Origin of the sequence: Flavobacterium sp. WV_118_3 (assembly GCF_039778605.1) — a bacterium.
Classification (GTDB): domain Bacteria; phylum Bacteroidota; class Bacteroidia; order Flavobacteriales; family Flavobacteriaceae; genus Flavobacterium.
On sequence record NZ_CP156060.1, the window covers coordinates 955,044 to 974,270 of the forward strand.

15 protein-coding genes and 1 other RNA gene are annotated in these 19,227 nt (G+C 38.3%); 9 read left to right on the forward strand and 7 right to left on the reverse strand.

All coding sequences use genetic code 11. From position 1 onward, the window contains the following. Window positions 1-13: 13 nt before the first annotated feature. Entirely contained in the window at window positions 14-1,270 is a 1,257-nt protein-coding gene (locus ABFU83_RS04470; protein ID WP_347069250.1) for a S8 family serine peptidase, read from the reverse strand. A 283-nt stretch (window positions 1,271-1,553) separates the two neighbouring features. Between ABFU83_RS04470 and ABFU83_RS04475 the strand changes: the two genes are divergently transcribed. Beyond that, window positions 1,554-2,066: a contractile injection system tape measure protein gene (locus tag ABFU83_RS04475; protein WP_347069251.1), complete on the forward strand. Its 513-nt coding sequence runs from the start codon at window positions 1,554-1,556 to the stop codon at window positions 2,064-2,066. A gap of 3 nt (window positions 2,067-2,069) precedes the next feature. Here the strand turns inward: ABFU83_RS04475 and ABFU83_RS04480 are convergent, their stop codons facing one another. Next, window positions 2,070-2,777 carry a CPBP family intramembrane glutamic endopeptidase gene (locus tag ABFU83_RS04480; protein WP_347069252.1) on the reverse strand — a complete coding sequence of 236 codons (708 nt, stop codon included), beginning with the start codon at window positions 2,775-2,777 and terminating at the stop codon, window positions 2,070-2,072. A gap of 522 nt (window positions 2,778-3,299) precedes the next feature. On the opposite strand from ABFU83_RS04480, the gene ABFU83_RS04485 reads away from it, so the two are divergent. After that, a complete protein-coding gene (locus ABFU83_RS04485) occupies window positions 3,300-3,467 on the forward strand; it encodes a hypothetical protein (RefSeq protein WP_347069253.1) in 168 nt (55 codons plus the stop codon). 196 nt (window positions 3,468-3,663) lie between these two features. On the opposite strand, the gene ABFU83_RS04490 is transcribed toward ABFU83_RS04485, so the two are convergent. Continuing rightward, window positions 3,664-4,731: a serine hydrolase domain-containing protein gene (locus ABFU83_RS04490; RefSeq protein ID WP_347069254.1), complete on the reverse strand. Its 1,068-nt coding sequence runs from the start codon at window positions 4,729-4,731 to the stop codon at window positions 3,664-3,666. 275 nt (window positions 4,732-5,006) lie between these two features. Here ABFU83_RS04490 and ABFU83_RS04495 point away from each other — a divergent pair, with 275 nt between their 5' ends. Beyond that, window positions 5,007-5,588: a hypothetical protein gene (locus ABFU83_RS04495; protein ID WP_347069256.1), complete on the forward strand. Its 582-nt coding sequence runs from the start codon at window positions 5,007-5,009 to the stop codon at window positions 5,586-5,588. A 190-nt stretch (window positions 5,589-5,778) separates the two neighbouring features. Here the strand turns inward: ABFU83_RS04495 and ABFU83_RS04500 are convergent, their stop codons facing one another. The 3 genes from ABFU83_RS04500 to ABFU83_RS04510 form a co-directional block, all read right to left on the reverse strand. After that, entirely contained in the window at window positions 5,779-7,437 is a 1,659-nt protein-coding gene (locus ABFU83_RS04500; RefSeq protein ID WP_347069257.1) for a serine hydrolase, read from the reverse strand. 73 nt (window positions 7,438-7,510) lie between these two features. Continuing rightward, entirely contained in the window at window positions 7,511-8,320 is an 810-nt protein-coding gene (locus ABFU83_RS04505; RefSeq protein WP_347069258.1) for a helix-turn-helix transcriptional regulator, read from the reverse strand. Between the two features lie 126 nt (window positions 8,321-8,446). Next, window positions 8,447-9,760, reverse strand: coding sequence for a PAS domain S-box protein (locus ABFU83_RS04510; protein WP_347069259.1), 1,314 nt, complete (start codon window positions 9,758-9,760; stop codon window positions 8,447-8,449). Between the two features lie 461 nt (window positions 9,761-10,221). Here ABFU83_RS04510 and ABFU83_RS04515 point away from each other — a divergent pair, with 461 nt between their 5' ends. The 4 genes from ABFU83_RS04515 (at window position 10,222) to ABFU83_RS04530 (ending at window position 16,259) form a co-directional block, all read left to right on the forward strand. Beyond that, the gene (locus tag ABFU83_RS04515) at window positions 10,222-12,099 is read left to right on the forward strand and encodes a PAS domain S-box protein (protein WP_347069260.1); all 1,878 of its coding nucleotides are present in this window, start codon (window positions 10,222-10,224) and stop codon (window positions 12,097-12,099) included. Between the two features lie 26 nt (window positions 12,100-12,125). After that, a complete protein-coding gene (locus ABFU83_RS04520; RefSeq protein WP_347069261.1) occupies window positions 12,126-12,560 on the forward strand; it encodes a response regulator in 435 nt (144 codons plus the stop codon). A gap of 266 nt (window positions 12,561-12,826) precedes the next feature. Continuing rightward, window positions 12,827-15,895 carry a hypothetical protein gene (locus tag ABFU83_RS04525; RefSeq protein ID WP_347069263.1) on the forward strand — a complete coding sequence of 1,023 codons (3,069 nt, stop codon included), beginning with the start codon at window positions 12,827-12,829 and terminating at the stop codon, window positions 15,893-15,895. Between the two features lies 1 nt (window position 15,896). Then, window positions 15,897-16,259, forward strand: a complete 363-nt coding sequence (locus ABFU83_RS04530; RefSeq protein ID WP_347069264.1) for a hypothetical protein — start codon at window positions 15,897-15,899, stop codon at window positions 16,257-16,259. A gap of 87 nt (window positions 16,260-16,346) precedes the next feature. Here the strand turns inward: ABFU83_RS04530 and ABFU83_RS04535 are convergent, their stop codons facing one another. Continuing rightward, the gene (locus ABFU83_RS04535) at window positions 16,347-17,549 is read right to left on the reverse strand and encodes an NAD(P)-dependent oxidoreductase (protein ID WP_347069265.1); all 1,203 of its coding nucleotides are present in this window, start codon (window positions 17,547-17,549) and stop codon (window positions 16,347-16,349) included. A 208-nt stretch (window positions 17,550-17,757) separates the two neighbouring features. On the opposite strand from ABFU83_RS04535, the gene ssrA reads away from it, so the two are divergent. Together ssrA and ABFU83_RS04545 are read left to right on the forward strand one after the other, a co-directional pair. Further along, window positions 17,758-18,154: a transfer-messenger RNA gene (ssrA, locus tag ABFU83_RS04540) on the forward strand. Window positions 18,155-18,602: 448 nt separating this feature from the next. Next, window positions 18,603-19,013 (forward strand): RidA family protein, encoded by a 411-nt coding sequence (locus ABFU83_RS04545; RefSeq protein WP_347069266.1) that lies wholly within the window; start codon window positions 18,603-18,605, stop codon window positions 19,011-19,013. Window positions 19,014-19,227 lie beyond the last annotated feature (214 nt).

Genomic DNA, 19,227 nt, shown 5'->3' on the forward strand with positions numbered 1-19,227 from the left:
AAGAGAACGTCTTTTAGGGGGCGATGGTAAGGCCAACACCAACATCAATACTTTGTAAAGATATGTTTTTTGCTTTTGCTTTCAATTTTTCTATAATTTGCTGAGGTGTGGCATTTGGATGTTTTTCCCATAATAGGGCAAGAATTCCTGCTACATGTGGGGTTGCCATACTGGTACCGGAGATTGTATTATACCTTTTTGGCATAGGCCAGGAAGAAAGTACCATAACACCCGGTGCGGCAATAGCGATTTTCCCGGTAGGATTTATGGAACGATTGGAAAAGTCGGCAACATTAAAATCCGGATCAATTGCAGCTACAGCCAGAATAGAAGGACAGTCGGCAGGACTTCCAACCGGGGCGAATACATTTTGAGAGCGTATACTATCGTTTCCGGCTGCTGCCACAATAATGCAACCTTTTGACAATGCATACTGAGCCACTCTTTCATAGGCCAGATCGTAGCTCTGACCCGGAAATACTTTTGAACCCAGCGACATGGAAATAACTTTACATCCGTTTTTGACTGCCCAAGTGATGGCGTTTAGAATCCAGGATTGTGCGCCGCTACCTTGATTGCTAAGAACTTTACCGGCATAAATAACGGAATCGCTGGCAATACCATATCTTTTATGGTTTATATCCGTTTTTCCGCAGGCTGTTCCGATACAATGAGTTCCATGACCATGAAGATCCTCTACGGCTTCATTCGGAACAAACGACTCCGCATGTATCTGACGCCCGGTAAAATCCGGATGTTGTAAATCTAAACCGGTATCTAAAACAGCGACTTTGACACCTTTACCCGTGAAATTTGAATGGATCACTTTTGTTGCCCGTAGTCCCCAGGTAGATGATATATCAGGAACTCCCTGGATATCTCCAGGAAGGTATACAATCTTTTCCGGTTCAATGATAAAATTTGTTGTAGCCGACTGTATTCTTTTAATTTGTTGTTCTTCACCGTCAATTAATGCTATTCCTAAATCTTTATAAATTAATGCATCGGAATTTTCAATGCCAAATTCGGTAATAGCAATATCTTTAAAGTCGTCGGAGCAGGCTACTTTAAAACCTAACTTTGATTCCAGGACTTTTCGTACTACACGACAATCCTGACCGTCAATTAGTTTAATTAAATAGCGTCCTGTATAGAGCGGTTTGTCTGTTACTGTTTCCTGTTCGTTTTTTTTATTGGCTTGCGAATCAGTATTGGTAGGTGTTGTACTTTGTTTATTGAAGGGCAAACTCCCAAATTCAGGTCTTTTCATAAATTTATGATATTTTGATTACTATTAATAACTGAAAGGAGATTTGTAAAATTAATGGAGTAGTAATTATAAAAAACTTATTTTGGATTGTCTCATTAAGACAGAGAAGGGACTTTTCGGTTTTTACCGTCATTTTTACTGTTTTTGAACTGTAAATATTTTGATCATGTAATTGATCTACAAGTAATTATTTTAAAAGGGTAAAACAATTGGTTTTACGCAACAATACGGCAAAGCTTGCTGTTACTTTTGAAAACTTTTGACCCCTAAAAATTAAAACATAATGTCAACAACTACTTTATCTATAAATAACGCGGGAATGGTTTTAATTAACGTCTATGTTCCGATGTTGTTGGAACGATTAAAGCTTATCACAAATAACACGTTTACCGCAGCGGAAAATCGCGAAAAAGCGGTGCTTTATCTCAACTATCTGGTAACCGGTTGTCAAGATGCAGATGATCATGAGTTGTCTTTAAATAAAATACTTTGTGGTATTGCTCCGGATACGGTTATAACACAAACGATTGAAGTAACAGATCAGGAGGAGCAGCTTATGAATGGATTGCTCAAGACGGTGATCAATTATTGGCCGGCTATCGGTTCGGGTTCGGTTGAAGGTCTCCGCGGAAATTGGCTGATTCGAAATGGAATGTTAACCGATAAAAGGGAACGTTGGGAGTTAACGGTTGAAAAAAGAGCTTATGATATACTGATTAATAGAGCCCCTTTTTCTTTTTCAACGATTAAATTTCCATGGATGATCAAACCGGTATATGTGGAGTGGAATTATTAGTGTTTAAATCGTACGTTTAAATATTTTGTTCCAGGTAATTAACAACAGCATAAAAGTAATAAAGCAGATCACTGCGGCCATATTGGTCTGAATAATAAAAGCATGGATGGTTGCGGCAACCAGTATCGATTGGGTACGCCAAACGGCGAATGTCAGGATAAAAGCAAAAACAATACAGAAAGCCAGAAAAATCCAGAATCCACCATACTGATCAAAATTATTAAAAATTAACAGATGCCATATCGCCCAAAAAAGACCGGAAATAAGACTTTTCAAGACATAATGCGTATTTCCCAGACTTTCGATCAGGTAACCACGCCAGGCATATTCTTCCATCAAATTGTAGAGAAGTGCAAACGAACAAATCAGCAACGCCCATAGATGACTGTTAATGCCGTTAGTATTGTTAATTCCAAATCCGGCATAGCATAGTAATAATATAAAAGGAAATAACAGACTTTTGATTTTATGGTTTCCCAGTAGGGTAATTTCCTGCTTTACGCCGCTAAATTTATAAAATAACAAAGCCGTTACCAGTGTAACGATGCCGTGATTGTAATTAAAAGTAAAAGGAATGTCGGTAATACGGGTTAGAAGAAGGTTTAGAACATTCGGAAGTTTTCGTGCAAAATAAGTACCTACCAGTATAATTCCGTAGAACATTAGAATTCGTAGCCAGTTTACTTTTTTGAGTTGCTCCAGTACCGCCATATTAATTTCGTTTTTTACAAATATATCCCTTAATAGAGAAAAAACAAGTTTTTATTTTATACGACTATCGTGAAAAATTGTTGTAATGCGGATCTGAAAAACTAAAAACAAAGACTTATAGCGGTGTTTTTAGGAGCGGAATTACTCGGAATCCATTCGTGTATAGTAGCCTTTTGAAGGTTGGATAGTGGTCGGGCGTTATGAGCTAACAAATCATAAGGTACTTTGTAAATAGTACGTAGAAAAGGATAATCCTGATTGCCCTTTATTTGAGGCTGAGCTGCGCTTACTTCCATTTCAAAAAAAGCACGAAAAAGAGAGATATCGGCATTATGATTGTTTTTATTTTGAATTATTATTAAACAAAATGTGTTTATATATATTGGTTCCGGCATCAAACGATTGTGTTTGGATTTGTTCCCCGGCAGTATTCCGGATTTTATTTTCATTACTATAATCCGGAAAGAGTGTCATAAAATCAGCAATAATTTTTTGATAGTTTTTATTGGAAAATTTTTAGGATTGCTAAATATTTCTGTTCCGATAGCATCTGGATCACTTTCATCCGATCCCGGGAAAAGGGCTTTACAACATATCCGATCGGTTGTCGGTGCTTGTGCTTTTAGCATGGAAAGAGCAGAATGGCTGGCATCGATCCATTCTGCTATGCTTGTCGTAAGTTCTGTTTGATCGTCATATTTTGGGATATTAAGTTTATGGGGTATTGTATTTGGACTGCTATTTAAAACAGCATCGTATATGCAAAACAAAGGGTCATTTTTTTTCAGATTCAGGACAGGATGTAATTACCTGTTTTTAAATTGACTTGATATCAAAAAGACCTTCCGTAGGAAGGTCTTTTTAGATTTTTTTAGCAGAAAAAGGTTTATTTTTTCAGACTTTTTAAAGCCAATGCGGCAATATCCCGCGTGATTTGCGTTGGAGAATTACAATCACAATTGTTAAATCCTACGATATAAAGATCTTCCGTGGGAAAATAAACGCCCATCGCTTTAAAACCAAAAATACTACCGCCATGTTCCCGTGTGGCGACGCCATTGATGTTTTTTAAATGCCAGCCATAACCGTATTCGATTTCCTGACCGTCGTTCAATTTATATTTTTGAAATGCTTTTGCCGCGTTACCGGCTTTTAATAGTAGATTCTGATTTAATGCATTTTGCCATTTCAGCATATCATCCAACGTTGACATCAGGGCGCCGGAAGCCGCCGGAACACTAAAATTGATGCTGGTTTTGTTCACATAACCCTGTGTTTTTTTATGATAGCCATACGCTCTTTTGGGAATTACTTTCCGGTCGCTGGCAAAATAAGAATGTGTCATTCCCAACGGATTAAAAATGGCTTCCTGTATATAGGTTTCATAGGTTTTTCCGGAAGTAAGTTCAATTAGATAGCCCAAGAGGACATAACCGGAATTATTATAGTCAAATTTTTCTCCCGGTTGAAAAGTTACGGGTTCATTTTTAAAAAAGTCGACAACCATTTTGGCAGTCATTTCTTTTTGGGCAATTTCCGATAAGGTTTTCATTTTGGTAAAATCCTTGATCCCGGAAGTATGGGTTAGCAACTGATGAATGGTGATGTTTTTTCCATTCGGATAATCCGGAATGTATTTGGAAACAGGATCGCTCACCTTTAATTTCCCTTGTTCTTCGAGCATCAATATCGAAATGGCGGTAAATTGCTTGGTCATCGAACCGATTTGAAACACATTGTCCGGATTCAGATCCGTTTCCAGTTCGAGATTCGATTTGCCAATGGCTTTTCGGTAGACAGGTTTGCCTTTTTGAGCAATTAAAAACACACCGCCGGGACCTTGTGCTTCTTTAAATTCGGTCTGAATAATACTGTCGACCTTTCGTTCAAATTCCTGCCCCAAAAGGACGTTGGAAAGTAGTGCCCAAAACACTAGCATTACATTTTTTTTCATGATTAAATAAGATTGATTGATGATGATTGTAAAAGCAATTTGCTTTGGGCTAAAATATAAAAAAATAGCAGTAAACTGGAGGATACTAAATAAACAGGAACACTTGCTTGATGCTTTTTTCAGAAGTAAGATAATTTCGTATTTATAATGTTAATGCAGTACCCATCTGTATTTTAGGGACTATTGTTAGACAATTGTAGTCTTTTACGGATAGTTTTCCCCAATTATTCTTTAAATATACCTAAGTTTGCTGGCTAAAATTTTAAGCCAGTATTATGAAAAAATTATATTTTACGATTAACATTTTTCTATTTCTATTTTCCGGAATGGTAGTACATCCGGTATTTGCGCAACCCAATAAAGGGAAATTTATAAATGCTTCTGTAGGACTTGGGATCGTATCTCCTTACGATCAGGAAACCAGAATGACAACAGGTTCCGGATTTTATGCTCAGGGCGAATACGTTTGGTGTCCGCGTAGTTGGTTTGGTGTAATTCCCTATGCCGGGGTGGTGATTGCTAAGGCCAGATCGGAAGAAAAAGATGTAAATCAGGAGGAATACAACCTTAAAGCCAATACTGCGTTATTGGGAACCAAGGTTCGGCTTGCAGTACCTATCCCGTATGTCGCACCATTTATCGAAGTGGGTGTAGGGGTTTCTTTGGGTTCTTTTTATACCTATACTAAAGCGGATCATTATAGTAAAAATGGATTACTAATGCACGTTCCTTTTACATTAGGATTGGCATTAGGGCGTAAACATAATGTCGAAGTAAAATTCGCCTATTATTTCCATGAATCGGTAAGACAAGATTCCGGTGGCGCGGCATTTGGACTTTCTTTTCCACTGGATTAACAGAAGTTTCCGGATTTTTGCAAAATCCGGAATCATAAAAGAGTTTTAATAGTGATCGCAATTACATTTTTTAGCGCTGGTATTTTTAACAATATTGCGATCGGATGTTTATTTTATCGTTCGTTTTGATTCCTATACCGGATGCGACACCTGATAATTACTTTTTTCATCGATCGGTTTTAGAATAGTGTTATTGTTGCGCGATTAGAGCCGGTAATAAGAATTCCTGCATCATCCGGCGCACCTGCGGATGGGCGTAAGGTTTGTTGTAGGCCGTTGCGGTAATAACAATCACAAAAGGAACGTTTTGAAAAATATAGACTTTATTACCGCCATTTCCGCTACAGGCAAAGGCTTCATAATTTTTTCCTTTTACCGTAAAGGTTTCTTTCCAGAACAGATAACCGTATCCCGGTGTATTGGAATCTTCCGGGAAATAATTGGTAAAACTTTTCTCAACCCAGTCTTTTGAAAGGAGTTGTTTACCGTTCCACAAACCTTTGTTGGCATATAATTGTCCGTAGCGTGCCAGATCCAACGTTCGCAATTGTAAGCCGCCAGCCGTGTTGGCTACGTTTTGAGGCGTGTATTGCCATTGGTAGCTTTTAATTCCCAGCGGATTGAATAGTTTGGTCGCAGCGTAGGATTCCAGCCCTTTAGGCACCCGTTGGTTTAGAATATCACCCAAAAGGACTACCCCGGCTGTAAAATAATCCCAGTTTTTTCCGATTTGTTTTTCGGAATCCATTGGAAGATCCAATGCGAATTTAACCCAATTATCCGTAGGATACATGCTTTCTTCGTTGCCTGGCGAATCCGGATTCTGATCCGATCCGTCAAACCCGGAACTCATGGTGAGCAGGCTTTTTAAAGTAACGTTTTCTTTTGAAATAGAATAGTGCGCAAAGTCTTTTAGCTTGTAAAACTGATTCAGAGTTTGATTTTCGTTTTTAATATAACCATCCCGCAGGGCCATTCCCATAAGGGTGGAAGCAAAGGATTTTCCAACCGAGCGGGTGTTGTGAAGGGTGTTGCGATCGCTACCGTTAAAGTATTCTTCGAGCACTAATTTTCCGTTTTGGATGACGACAATACTGGTGATGTCTTTAAAACGTTTTTCCTGAATTTTTTGGTTTAAAACACGGATCACAGTAGTGTCATAGGTAACGGTTGCTAATTGCCAGTCGCTTTTTGGGGCTATTTTCTGAATAGCGATTTGGTTTTCAGATAACGAAACTATCGGAGCGGTTACGATAAGACTTCCCTGTGCGATTAATGCACCGGTTTTGATAGTTGTACCGGATTTCAGATACGGACGGATTTCAATCGTAAGTTTGTGTTTCCCGGAAAAAAAAGCCGCTTCGCCGCCACCGTTAAAAAAGAAACGTGACCATAAAAACCGTCCCCAGGAATCTTCTCCCGATTTACTGATTAGCGGAATCTGAAACGTGGTTCCTTTGGTTTTACTTTGAAATGTTCCCGCACCGGTATTGAGGTTTTCGGTATAAAGCAGTTTGTCGTCGGCATAAAACGAAAACTGGAAGTTTCCGGCTTGGATTAATTCGTCAACGGTTAGATTTGGGTTTATAGTATGTAGAAAATTAACCAGCGAATTGTCCATAAAAACACGGAGGTATAAATCATTTCCGTCGCTATTCTGAAACGATTCCAGAAAATCGGTTTCCGTTAGTTGTTCCGATAGAATGGATTTGGAAAGGAAAACCAGCTTTCCAATGTTCTTTCGGTATAGGGGACTGGTGTTTAGTTCGGGGGTGGTAATGTTGTGTTGTGCCGTGACGCTAAACGATAATCCTAAAATAGTGATCATACACCAAAAGTATGCTTTCATCCTGAGTTTGTTTTTTGATTTTATGCTGTAAAAATAAGGAATCGGTTTTTTTGAAAATAGTATGAAATTAACATCAGAAGTGCATTCGTTTGCGGAAAGCCAACGGTGTTATTCCCATGTTTTCTTTAAAACAACGGATAAAATGACTTTGATCGGAAAAGCCGGAATCCAGAGCAATACTTGTAAGTGGTGTATGTTTGTCCGGTAGCAAAGCAAGCGATTTTTCCACTTTTAGCTTACGGATATAGTTGCCAAGAGAACAACCAAAATATTTAGGGAAATAACGGGAAATATGTACAGGATGAATTCCTAAAAGTGCCGAAAGCTGTGAAAGGGAAAGATCCTGGAGCGTATCCTCATGTAATATTTCCTGTAGTGGTTTTATCCAATCGGGACGTGCGGAATAAACGGTTTTATTTTGACCTTTGATGTTTTCCAATACTTCAACAAGAAGCGCGTCGGTTGCCAAATGACTGGCGTTATCATGGATTTTACTTTCATAAAAAAGTTTGTAGAACAATAGTTTTACATCCGGATTTTTTACTGCAATACTTCCCTGTAGACTGTCGAGCGACAAATCGAATCGATCCAGCCAGTGTTGTGCTATTTCGATATGAAACCCGCGGGTAAATCCGGGTGGTTTTTTATTGTAATGCGCATCATCCCAATTATGAAAAAGCAGCGAACCCGCTGTACATTCATAGATTTCTTTCCGGTTGCCTTCCAGCACTTTTCCCTGAATGATAAATGTAAAATAGGGTTTTTCGTGGTAATGCCAGTCTACTTTTTCATGGGTATACTCGGTATCGGTAATGGTGAGGCCTTTCCATTCCAGGTGACTGTTGGTTGCTCCGAAAAATTGTCCTGTTTTGAGTTGTTTCATCTGTATAAAACGAACTGTTTTTGCAGTACGTTATTGGATAGCAATATAAGGAAATTTATAGTTTTTAGTCGGCATTTAGGCCTGTTTTCCGGTGCTTTTTCGGATAATTAAAAAGAAAATCGTTACTTAAATCAATCCGTTTTTTAGGTTTAAAGAGGTTCTTATTTCCATTTCCGTTTGTTTTACAATTTGAGCCACAACGATGTCGAGTTCTTCGGCGGAATGGTTTAGGTAGAAGAGGAGTTCCTCTAATTCGGGGCCTTCAACAGGATCAGATTGGATCAGTTCGGTGATTCCCATAATCCGGGATAATGGATTGCGGATAACATGGGATTGCAGATGCGCAATTTCCCGGAGTTTTTCATTCTTTTGTTCTATAGCAGTAATATATTCTGCTTCCGAAGTAATGTCTCTCACAATAGCGAGTCGTACCCAGGTTCCGTTAAGTCGGATGTTACTGGCATTGATGTCGACCTGAATGCGGTTTCCGTTTTTACAGTAATGTTCGTCCCGTTGGTGTACGTAATCCTGACGTATTTTATTTCGGAAAACCGTTTCATTACAGCGTATAAGATCCGTTATTTTCATATTGAGTAGTTCCTTAATACTGTATCCGTAACAGTCTACAGCACTTTTGTTTACATGTAGCATCCGGAGGTTTTGCGGGTCATAAATGAGCATCGGTAGCGGATTAAAAATAAACAGGCTTTTATAATGGGTTACGGCATCTTCCAATAGATTTTCCCGATTAATCTTTTCCTGAATTTCCAGGCGGAGTTTCTGATATAGATTTTCCGATTTTAAAATGGTTTTTTCGAAACCGCGGATGATATATAAAATAACGGCTACCATAACCAGATTCGAAAATATAAAATTAAAGGCGTATAAAACCCATCGATCCGGAATGTTGTCGTTCATTAATTCAAGCCGATTTACCGGAAATCCTTCGTATAAGGCAATACCAAATATGAGACAGATTATGGCATTGACGGCAACCGACAAGTAGGCCATTTTTTTTGAAAACAAAAGCGTAACAAATACACTGAGCAATAGAAGGAAGACCGTTCCGAACATTAGCGAATGCAGGGTTACGATTTTTATAATCGAAAAAGTGAGCATTACCGTAACACCAAAAAGTTTTTTAAACCGAATGTCCAGTTTTTTATGCAAAACGATTAGCACTATGGATGTAAATGCCGCCAGATCGGTTATGGCTGTCAGATAACTGTGATGTAAGCATTCGAGTATAATGCTGGGAATTAGCGCAATGATACCGGTTGGTACCGCAAATTTTATGATTTGTGTGAAAAAACGGTCTTTCCACATTTCATTTCTGTTCGGGTATTTCTTCCCGGTATGCGTTCCTCTGTTTATAAAAACGGAGTAGCTTCTCCACAATTTTTCGAGGAGTTTGATCATAGAGGAAGCGCTTGTTCTCATATTGGGTTTGGTAAGGTTCAATTTTACGAATAAATTCTGTATCTCATCATGGCAATAAGAAGCATTTATCCTAAAAATATCAAAACCTGAAAAAATAAAAACAGTATGTTGATTAATAGGTTTTTATCATTAAATTGGAATAGGAGAATGAACCAATACAGACTTTAATACATAAGGTAAAGTAACGATCAGATTAAAAAATATACATTCAGAATGCTAACAAATGCCTCAAATGTTCGAAAATTTATCGGAAATAGTTCACAGGATCAAATGTCTTAAGCAATTAAAAATGTATCTTTCGCCTACCAGGAAAAGCTTCCGGAATTGAGTTTGGAGACTTGAATCTTGTACCGTATACGGACAGAGATGATAAAATGAAGGCAGTGGTCACAATATTTGTTTCCAAAAGGAGATTTACTTTATTTTAGACTGTCGGTAGTTTGTTAATTAAAAAAAGAGATATGCATTCAGCGAAACTTCAGAATATGTGGAACGATGCGCTATTGAACAATATGCAGCGTATCGGAAAAGAAGGTGTATTTATTGTAGATTTTGAAGGAAACATTGTTCGGGCAAATAAAAATGCCCTTGTAGCTTTTGGCCTTGACGAGGAAATCTGTCAGGGCATAAGTTGTTTTGAGTTGTTTCGACTTTCTTATGACGAAGACAGAACGCCACTGGATAAAAAAGAATTGCCGTTTTCGATTACATTACAATACGGAAAAACCATTGAAAATCAGCTGTTGGGAGTGACTATAGATATGAAACCACTCATCTGGTTGTCTGTTAGCACACAGATAATTCCGATTTCAGATCTAAAATATGTCATGATTAGCTTTTTTGATGTGACAGAAATTGTAACGAAAAGTCAAAAATTAGAGAAGCGGAAAAATCAGTTGGATGCGCTTTTAGCTTCTATAGATGATATGATTTTTGAGGTAAGTGCTACCGGAGTAATCCTAAATTGCTGGACAAACGATAAAGACCAACTTTTCTACGAGCCTTCTCTTTTTCTGGGAAAAAATCTGGAAACGCTGTTTCCTGGTGAACTCGGATGTTCTTTTGTAGCATTGATCAAAGATTCCTTAAGCCAAAATAAATCACTTAGTATGGACTATCAGTCACCCGTTCAAACCAATAGCGGGTTGTGGTACAGGATGCAGGCAAGGCCAATTTATTCTTCAAAAAGCAAAGTGGCTGTAATTATTACCGATATTACCAACCGAATGAAAATTGAAGAAGAAGTACGGATTAACGAACAAAAGTTTAATCAGGCATTTCTACATTCGGGATTGGGAATGGCTTTGGTCGATACCGAAGGACATTGTATCGATGTTAATAAAACGCTGACTAAGATGTTGGGTTACGACTTGTCTGAAATGACACGAATGAGTTGTTGCGAATATACCCATCCGGATGACATGTTGCTTGTTGAGGAAAATATAAAAAAGCTAAAATCCCTCGAAAGCGCAAGTTTTACGATCAAAAAACGGTATATCCATAAGGAAGGACACTATATTTGGTGTCTTCTCACGATGTCTACTGTTTTTAACCAGCAGGGAAGCCCCGTTTTTTTTATTGCTCAGGTTCAGGATATCACATTGTACAGTAAATATGTCCAAACATTACAGCGCAATAACAGACAACTGGAAATTGCCACGATCGATCTGGAAACCAAACTACGGCAATTGGAAGAGTTCAATCAGATTGTAGCCCATAATCTGAGAGGACCGGCAGGTAATATCCAGATGTTGGTTGCCGAAATTGAACATGCCGATAATGAAGCCGACAGAAAAGAATGTTTGCAACTCCTGCAATCGTCCAGTGACGGCCTTATCGCAATTATGGAGGAATTGATTGAAATACTCGAAGTGAGAGGTAGTAAATCGCTCCCTTTTGAAGAATGTAATTTTGAACGACTCTATAAAAAAACGATTCAGCAGTTTTCGGCAGAAATCTATGCCAAAAGCGCTGTGATTGAAACAAATTTTGAAATCAATGCTATTTCCTATTCAAGAATTTATCTGGAAAGTATCCTGCATAATCTGATCGGTAATGCGCTAAAATACACCATACCGGGTAGGAAACCACATATTTATATCAGATCCTATGTCGAAGAGGGAAAGAGTTGCCTGAGTGTTTGTGATAATGGAGTAGGCATTGATCTCGAAAGACATGGAGCCCATATATTCAAATTCAGGAAAACCTTCCATACCGGATACGACAGTAAAGGTATCGGACTTTTTATGACAAGACATCAGATCGAGTCATTGGGAGGACGAATATATGTGGAAAGCGAACCGGATAAAGGGAGTACCTTTTATATCCAGTTCAACTAATCCGTAAGCCCTAAATACCCCTTTATATGACAAATTTACGTATTGCTATTATCGACGATGATTCGATATTTCGTTTTATCTTCAGTAAGATGGTAAAGAAGTTTCCCGATGTTCACACGGAGGTCATCGGTTTCGAAGATGGCCTTCTGGCCCTTAATTATTTTCAGGCGAATAAAGAAAAGAGTGAAACCTGGCCGGATATGTTGTTTGTAGACATTAATATGCCTCAGATGACCGGTTGGGAATTTATGGATGAAGTATGTCGGTTGGAATTGGATTATGTGAAAAATATTCCCGTTTTTATCCTGAGCTCTTCAACAAGTCTTGCCGATATTGAAAAAATAAACGAATATCACTTTATCGATGATTATTTGGTAAAACCATTAAAAAAGACATCATTTATGGAACTACTGCACCAGTATCACCATAAAACTGCCCGAGTTATTGAAAAACCGGAATAATTGCTTTTACTACTTTAACAATCAAATACACCTGACAGGATTTTAAAACCAGTCAGGTGTTTTTTGTTTTTGGAGAGGTCGACAAGGATATACCTGTGCCCGATTCAATCTACCGCAACTACAGAATTGTCCTGTTCAAAAACTATTAATTGCAATTAAAATAAGTGAATTTTGATTCCGAAATAAAGAAGTAGAGATAAGCACCTGTAAAGGGAGTTGTATTCTGTATGATAAAAGAATAAATAGGACCAATTAAAATTGACGGCATGAAAGAAACACCTCTTGATAAAGAAAATAATCCACAGCAGACCGAACAAAAGAAAAAACAGACGGAGTCGATACCATTGCGTACACCCGAACCCGGAAAAAACAATTTCCCATCACAAAATTCAGGAGCCCCGGGAACGACACACGAAAGTGGGAGTAAAGGATCGGCAAATAATCCGGTACCAGCTACCCATGGAACGAATTCTGCGTATTCGGAAGGTTCCACGAAAATGCATACCAAACTTCAGGAAAGTTTGCAGCAAACCGGAAATTTAAACCATCCGGATACGAAAAAAAAGGAGATGGCGTATAAAGAAACGCTTGATATTGATCAGATAAGAAAGTATGATGAGATAAAATCGGCCGAAGGGAACGCGAAATCGACAACAGGGCAAACGCCTCAAAATAACACGCAGCAGCAAACGCCTCAATTTATCCCCCAAGCTACCACTAACAGCGGAAAATTCCGATTACCGGCTGTATATAAAAACCAAGGTAAATATACCGTAGACTTTCATGAAAATCAAACCGATTATGATGGCTCTCTGATCACTAGTAAAGAGCAATTTAATGCCTTTATGACACGGGTTCTCAATGAGTCTGATGTAGTATTGCCCGAAGACAAGCCTAATTATGCAACGCTTACAGGAGTTTTCGATGAAAGTATGGTAAAATTACTGAAAGAAGGTAAAACCATTAATTACACACCGAAATCCAATAAAAGTGAGTTAGAGAAAGAAACAAAGAGTGAAAAAAGCGGTACGGGACAAGGAGCCGGAACAGGTCATGAAAATGGTGCGGGTACGGCACAACCTAAAAAAACAGCAGCGGAATTACAGGAAGAATATGATGCTTTCCCGGAAGCGGTAAAAAATCTTATCCGAACATCGGAAGAAGGAGGTTGGGTAACTGCGGAGGAAAAACTAGCCGTTGCACAATATATATTCGACAACCTTACGGTTCTGGAAATGCTGGATTATGCCAGTAAAACCAGTAAAAGTACGATGAGCCTTTTTGATTTTAAGGCCTCGATACAAAATTATAAGGAAAGTAAGGCGAAACGGGAATCCAATCAAAAAGAAAGAGCCGAACTCGAGAAAAAACTCGGTACTGCCAGTTTTAAAGAGTTGTATACACTCTACAAAGACTATGCGAATTGGGCAGGTTTAGCCAGAATGAATATCCGTGATCGAGTTTCGTATCAAATAATGATGGATAAGGCAGAGGAACTTCGAAAAGCTTTGGAAAATGCTGGCTATAAAGGTGGTATTAAAGGTTTTGAAGATCTGATTCGCGAATATGAAACGGCTTTCGAACAGGAGGCACTTTATACCGCGATTGACCAGCTGCAAAAGTACAAGCACATCTTGTTTGAAGAAAAAAACAAACTCGAAAATCCGGCTTATCTACAGCAATTGCTCAATCAGCTCAAAGGTACCGGCGCTAAGGAAATGTATAGCGCGGGTAATTCGCAAATTGCTGGTGCTTCAAAGGTACATAAATACGCGGATGGTTTTGAAATACAAGTCGATTATGACGAACGCGACAAAGGACAACAAAAAGTAAACAAAGCCGACTCCCTGGTGGGGACTATCTCGAACGATCTGGTAAAAGAAAAACAGTTTGATAAACCGGCTTTTGCCCAAGTTTCGAATGCCGCCGAGCTCAAAGCGTTTATGAAAAACTATATTCAGGAGAAGGAAGCGAGTATTGACAATATACAGGAAAAAATAATCAATAATCCAGAGGCCATTTATGGAATGGATTTGCTGTATAACAGTTGTAAACAAGCGCAGGGTATTGCTCCGGGATCTACACTGGATGCGATTCTGACGGATAAAAAAGGTCGGATCGAAAATTTTGAATTTATAAAAAATCTGGCCATTGCCTTTGGTGCGATCGTGCTTACCATTGCTTCTGCAGGAACCGGCACACTGGCATTGGTGGCTTTAGGAGCCAGCTTTGCGCTGAGTGCTTATACCGTGTATGAAACCATAGAAACCTATAAAACCGAAAAAGACGGTTATAATGCAGGTGTGTTGAGCGATGATCCAAGCTTAGTATGGGTGGTTATAGCGATAGCGGGTGCGGTGGTGGATGCTGCGGCTCTTAGAAGTGCTTTTAAAGCGGCCGAACCTATTGCTGAGGCAGCCAGTGAGTTTAATAGGTTGAAAGATATTACAAAGCTGGAAAAACGACTTGAAGCTATTACAGAGTTGAAAAAAGAAGTACGTGCCAATATTGTAAAACAAGCTAAGGTAGAAGCGCAATATGAGCGTGTAATGCAAGGTATAACACAAGCCAAAAAGCTTACGAATGCCACAATACCTTTCCTTTTGCAAACCGGAGAGCTTTTGACGCACCTTGTGTTTGCCGTTAGAAAAGGAATACTTACATTTGAAGGAATCCTGTTGGAATTAAAAGCGGCTCGTCTGATCGAAGATTTAGGGACGTTGAGTAAAGCGGATATTACGACTCTGGAAAAAACCTTTGCCAAAGCCAAAACGCTAGCCAAAGACGATAAGCTGGCGATAGAACTGGAACAGGCATTAGCCGAACAGGATTTTACGAAATTAAAAACCTTATTGGATGAAGTTGAAAAAATAGGAAAATGGCAAACTAAGTTTGATGAAAAATTCATCGAGTATTTGGGGCAATATTCTAATGATATAACAAATCCTAAAGGTAGAGATAAAGTTTGGCGGGTTATTAGAGATGATCAAAGTGCTTATACTGAAATTGTAGCCAAAAGTGAAACCGGCCTTACAAAATCTGGTTCTCCTTTTACTATAGAAGGTCACGTGGCTACCGGAACTAGAACAGAAACACCTTTTATATCATCTTTTAGTGATGAAAAACTAGCAATTGAGAGAGGTTTAAAAGATGGGAAAAAGGTAGTGGAAATTGATTTGACAAAAGTACAAGGACAGTTTTTTGACTTATCCGATGAAACAGTCAGAAATTTATTGATTAAAAACCCTAGAACAAGGCGATTTGCGCAGGCATCATCAGAGTTTTTAATAGTTACCGATAAAATACCCGTAAATGCAATAAAAGCAATTAAATAATATGGATACTATAGCTAAATTAGAACAAAACTTAAATCATCTGCTTTATGATGAAAAAGAAGGATTCTTGATCAAGTTTCATTTTAATCAAGGACTTGATTACAATAAACTGGATGAATTATATACTTATCTGGAAGCATTCAAAGCAACCTATAAATCGGAAAGTTTCGTCCCGAAAAATATTATGTTTATCTTAATAGGGATATTACCCGCTTTATATATGGATATTTCGTTATATTCAAATGATTCGGAAATAGAGCAGGAATATTTAGACGCAATTTATAAACTGGATACAGCTTTACAGATGTGTTTAAATCCCGATGAAAACGATCCCTATATAAATACACCTTTAAGAGATTTATAGAAAATAATAAGGGCTTTACTTTACAAACGAAAAACACCTGACCCATTATTTTAAAACGGTCAGGTGTTTTTGTATATAAAAAAGGTATTATTTACCGTCTACATAGTCCTGAAGATAGCTAAAACGTTCGGTTAGTTTTCCACCTTCGGTTATTTTAGCGCGTTGTAAGATACCGTCTTTGTCGTTATTATAAAAAGCCGGAATTACGTGTTGCAGGAACATTTCCCCAAAACCTTCACTGGCATCTTTGGGTAATTCGCATGGTAGGTTGTCGACTGCCATGACAACAATCGCACCCGGATGGTTCACATCCACTTCTTTATTTTCACTTGGATAATAACCATAAATTGGCTCGGCTATCGTCGAAGCGCGTAGCGTACAGGCAATTGGGCCTTCCACATCACAGGAGATATCGGCTACGACTTTGATTTTGTTATCTGGAGCATTTAACATCTCGCGGGTTAAGATCACCGGAGCACCATTTCCGTAAAAGTGACCTGCCATAAAAATGTCCGATACTTTTGTAAAACGCTCAAAATCGGATACATAGTCCTGCGGATTGTGGTAAAAATCCTGATTGTCCAGTTTTTGTCCGTCTTTACGTTTGTTATAATCCAACACATCGATTTGTGTATACACCGGGGTGGCAAAATTTTTGGTCAGATAATCTTCAATCGAAACCTGTTTGATTTTCATCGCGTCCAGGATTTCTTTAGCACCCATACCCACTTTTCCATGTCCTGTTAAAACGATTTTAATAGGGGGTAAAAGTGGTCGTCTCAGGCGTTCTACCAAAGCAGCCTTGTCGGCCAAGGTCTCGGCTTTTGGAAGGTTAAAAAGATCAAATTTAATTCCGAAAGCTCTAAAACCGTTGTAAGCGCCAACAATTCCGGCATAACGACCAAAACCGATTAGTCGGTGGTTGGTTTCGTTTACAATCGTTTCGTGATCAATTAATTTGATATTTTTCTCCAGACAAGCCACCAGCAGTTTTCGGTTATACGGTTGCTTTTTGATGGTATGCGAAAAGAAAAAATATTTTTTATCCGGGATCAGGGCATCAACCGGTACTTCTTTTACACCTAATAACACGTCGCAATCGCTCATGTCTTCGGTTACTTCAAAACCAAGGGCTTTGTATTCTTCGTCTTTAAAAATCCGGATATCGGATGCTTCAACTTTAATTTCCGTCTGCGGGTAGTGTTCCTTTAATGTAACGAGTTCTGTTGGCGAAAAAACCACGCGTCTGTCCGGCGGATTTTTTCGCTCTTTAATAATTCCAATTTTCATTTTACAGTAAGTAGCTTTGAGAAATTAGCATCAAAACAGTAAGAAAACTGTTATTAATGTAACTCTCGATGGGTTGTTTAGTTTGTTTTTAATAAATAGTTCCCAAATGTAACATTTAAAGAATAGTGGTGCAATTATTTTTAATTGAAAATTTAATCATTTATATTTGCGGTCTGGTTTTTGCTAGCTATAGTAAAGACAACTGTTCGGGGACGACTGGTTTTGACAGCGAGTGGAATTGGACAGTAAGCACGTCGAGCGCTGGAACACAGCTCGTAAATATCATGTTTCAAACTTATAAACGGCGAAAATAATTACGCTTTAGCTGCTTAATCCGAATTATAGTACGATTTGCCTAGTTCCGACAAGGTCGGAAAGCTGGATTCTCCTCAAAAGCCTTGGTTTATGGCGTTTGGAATAGGGGAACCGTAAAAGTAAACCTAGGAACGGTAATGCTTTAAATCCGTTCTGACACTGATAAAGCTAAGCAAAAAGTGGCGGTTTCCGGCCTTGCTTTTTGTCGAAAATTTAATCGGAAACTAAGCGTGTAGAAAGCTCTTCGATTGCTTGTTTGGACGAGAGTTCGATTCTCTCCGTCTCCACATTAACAAAGCGCAATTCCTATATTCATTAGGGATTGCGCTTTTTTTGAATAATAATCTAGTCAATATCTAGTCGACATTTTTTTCAAAACCCCCAAAGGAAGTACTGACTTCGGTAAATAGATAAGGATGCATAAAACGGCTATCAGGCAAAATAGATGTATCAATAGCCCATATTTAAACGCCTTATAAAAATGGCAACAGCTAAAACATTTAAAAATGAAAAGCCTTTACATATGTATACGTTTTCAAAAATTATAGCGGTTAATTTTACGTACTAATTAAAAAAGCGATTACTCAAATTTTTCAAATCAATCAACTTTTTGCAATCATGATTAATGCTACAAACAAAATACATAAAAGCAGCTATATCTTAATTTTATCCATCCTCATTTTAGTATTTTCAGGCTGTTCACAAACTGAAAATAGTAAAACGAACTCTTAAAAAAACATGGAACACATCATTCATAAAAACCCAAAAACACTTTTCGATCCTACGCCTTTTGCTTTTTCACACGCTACAAGTGCCTCAGGTAACGGAAAATATGTATTTATCTCCGGGCAAAGCGGCGGAGAGGATTTAAAACATACGCTTTCTAAGGATTTTAGAACACAGGTTAAATTTGCTTTGCAAAATTTAGAAACCGTGCTTCAAGAATATGATCTAAAAGCAGATGACGTCCTTAAAATCACGATACTTATTGTCGATCACGATCAGGAGAAACTGAAGATATGGACAGAGGAAATGCATAAAGTGTGGACGAATCATGAATTTCCCGCAAGTACCTTAATTCCGGTTCCGCGCCTGGCGCTGGATGGTATGCTCATAGAAGTGGATGCTGTTGCTTTTATGCCATTATAAGCGTTGCAGAAAGTAGGAAAGTCATTTGTATGACGCTGTTTTCGGTTTTGAAAAAAAGCCTGTAATTTAATTGATTACAGGCTTTTTTATTGTATTATGAGAAAAGACTTATAATATGTACTATAAAAAACTTTTTAATAAAGACTTAAGGGCCTATTTAAAATCATTTCGATAGATTTTTACTAAATTGTGAGCAAAACCCAAAATTATTATT

What these genes read in the sequence shown, in the direction of transcription:
- ABFU83_RS04470 (WP_347069250.1), bottom strand. Translation starts at nt 1,270, where the DNA reads ATGAAAAGACCTGAATTTGGGAGTTTGCCCTTCAATAAACAAAGTACA.
- ABFU83_RS04475 (WP_347069251.1), top strand. Translation starts at nt 1,554, where the DNA reads ATGTCAACAACTACTTTATCTATAAATAACGCGGGAATGGTTTTAATT.
- ABFU83_RS04480 (WP_347069252.1), bottom strand. Translation starts at nt 2,777, where the DNA reads ATGGCGGTACTGGAGCAACTCAAAAAAGTAAACTGGCTACGAATTCTA.
- ABFU83_RS04490 (WP_347069254.1), bottom strand. Translation starts at nt 4,731, where the DNA reads ATGAAAAAAAATGTAATGCTAGTGTTTTGGGCACTACTTTCCAACGTC.
- ABFU83_RS04495 (WP_347069256.1), top strand. Translation starts at nt 5,007, where the DNA reads ATGAAAAAATTATATTTTACGATTAACATTTTTCTATTTCTATTTTCC.
- ABFU83_RS04500 (WP_347069257.1), bottom strand. Translation starts at nt 7,437, where the DNA reads ATGAAAGCATACTTTTGGTGTATGATCACTATTTTAGGATTATCGTTT.
- ABFU83_RS04505 (WP_347069258.1), bottom strand. Translation starts at nt 8,320, where the DNA reads ATGAAACAACTCAAAACAGGACAATTTTTCGGAGCAACCAACAGTCAC.
- ABFU83_RS04510 (WP_347069259.1), bottom strand. Translation starts at nt 9,760, where the DNA reads ATGAGAACAAGCGCTTCCTCTATGATCAAACTCCTCGAAAAATTGTGG.
- ABFU83_RS04515 (WP_347069260.1), top strand. Translation starts at nt 10,222, where the DNA reads ATGCATTCAGCGAAACTTCAGAATATGTGGAACGATGCGCTATTGAAC.
- ABFU83_RS04520 (WP_347069261.1), top strand. Translation starts at nt 12,126, where the DNA reads ATGACAAATTTACGTATTGCTATTATCGACGATGATTCGATATTTCGT.
- ABFU83_RS04525 (WP_347069263.1), top strand. Translation starts at nt 12,827, where the DNA reads ATGAAAGAAACACCTCTTGATAAAGAAAATAATCCACAGCAGACCGAA.
- ABFU83_RS04530 (WP_347069264.1), top strand. Translation starts at nt 15,897, where the DNA reads ATGGATACTATAGCTAAATTAGAACAAAACTTAAATCATCTGCTTTAT.
- ABFU83_RS04535 (WP_347069265.1), bottom strand. Translation starts at nt 17,549, where the DNA reads ATGAAAATTGGAATTATTAAAGAGCGAAAAAATCCGCCGGACAGACGC.
- ABFU83_RS04545 (WP_347069266.1), top strand. Translation starts at nt 18,603, where the DNA reads ATGGAACACATCATTCATAAAAACCCAAAAACACTTTTCGATCCTACG.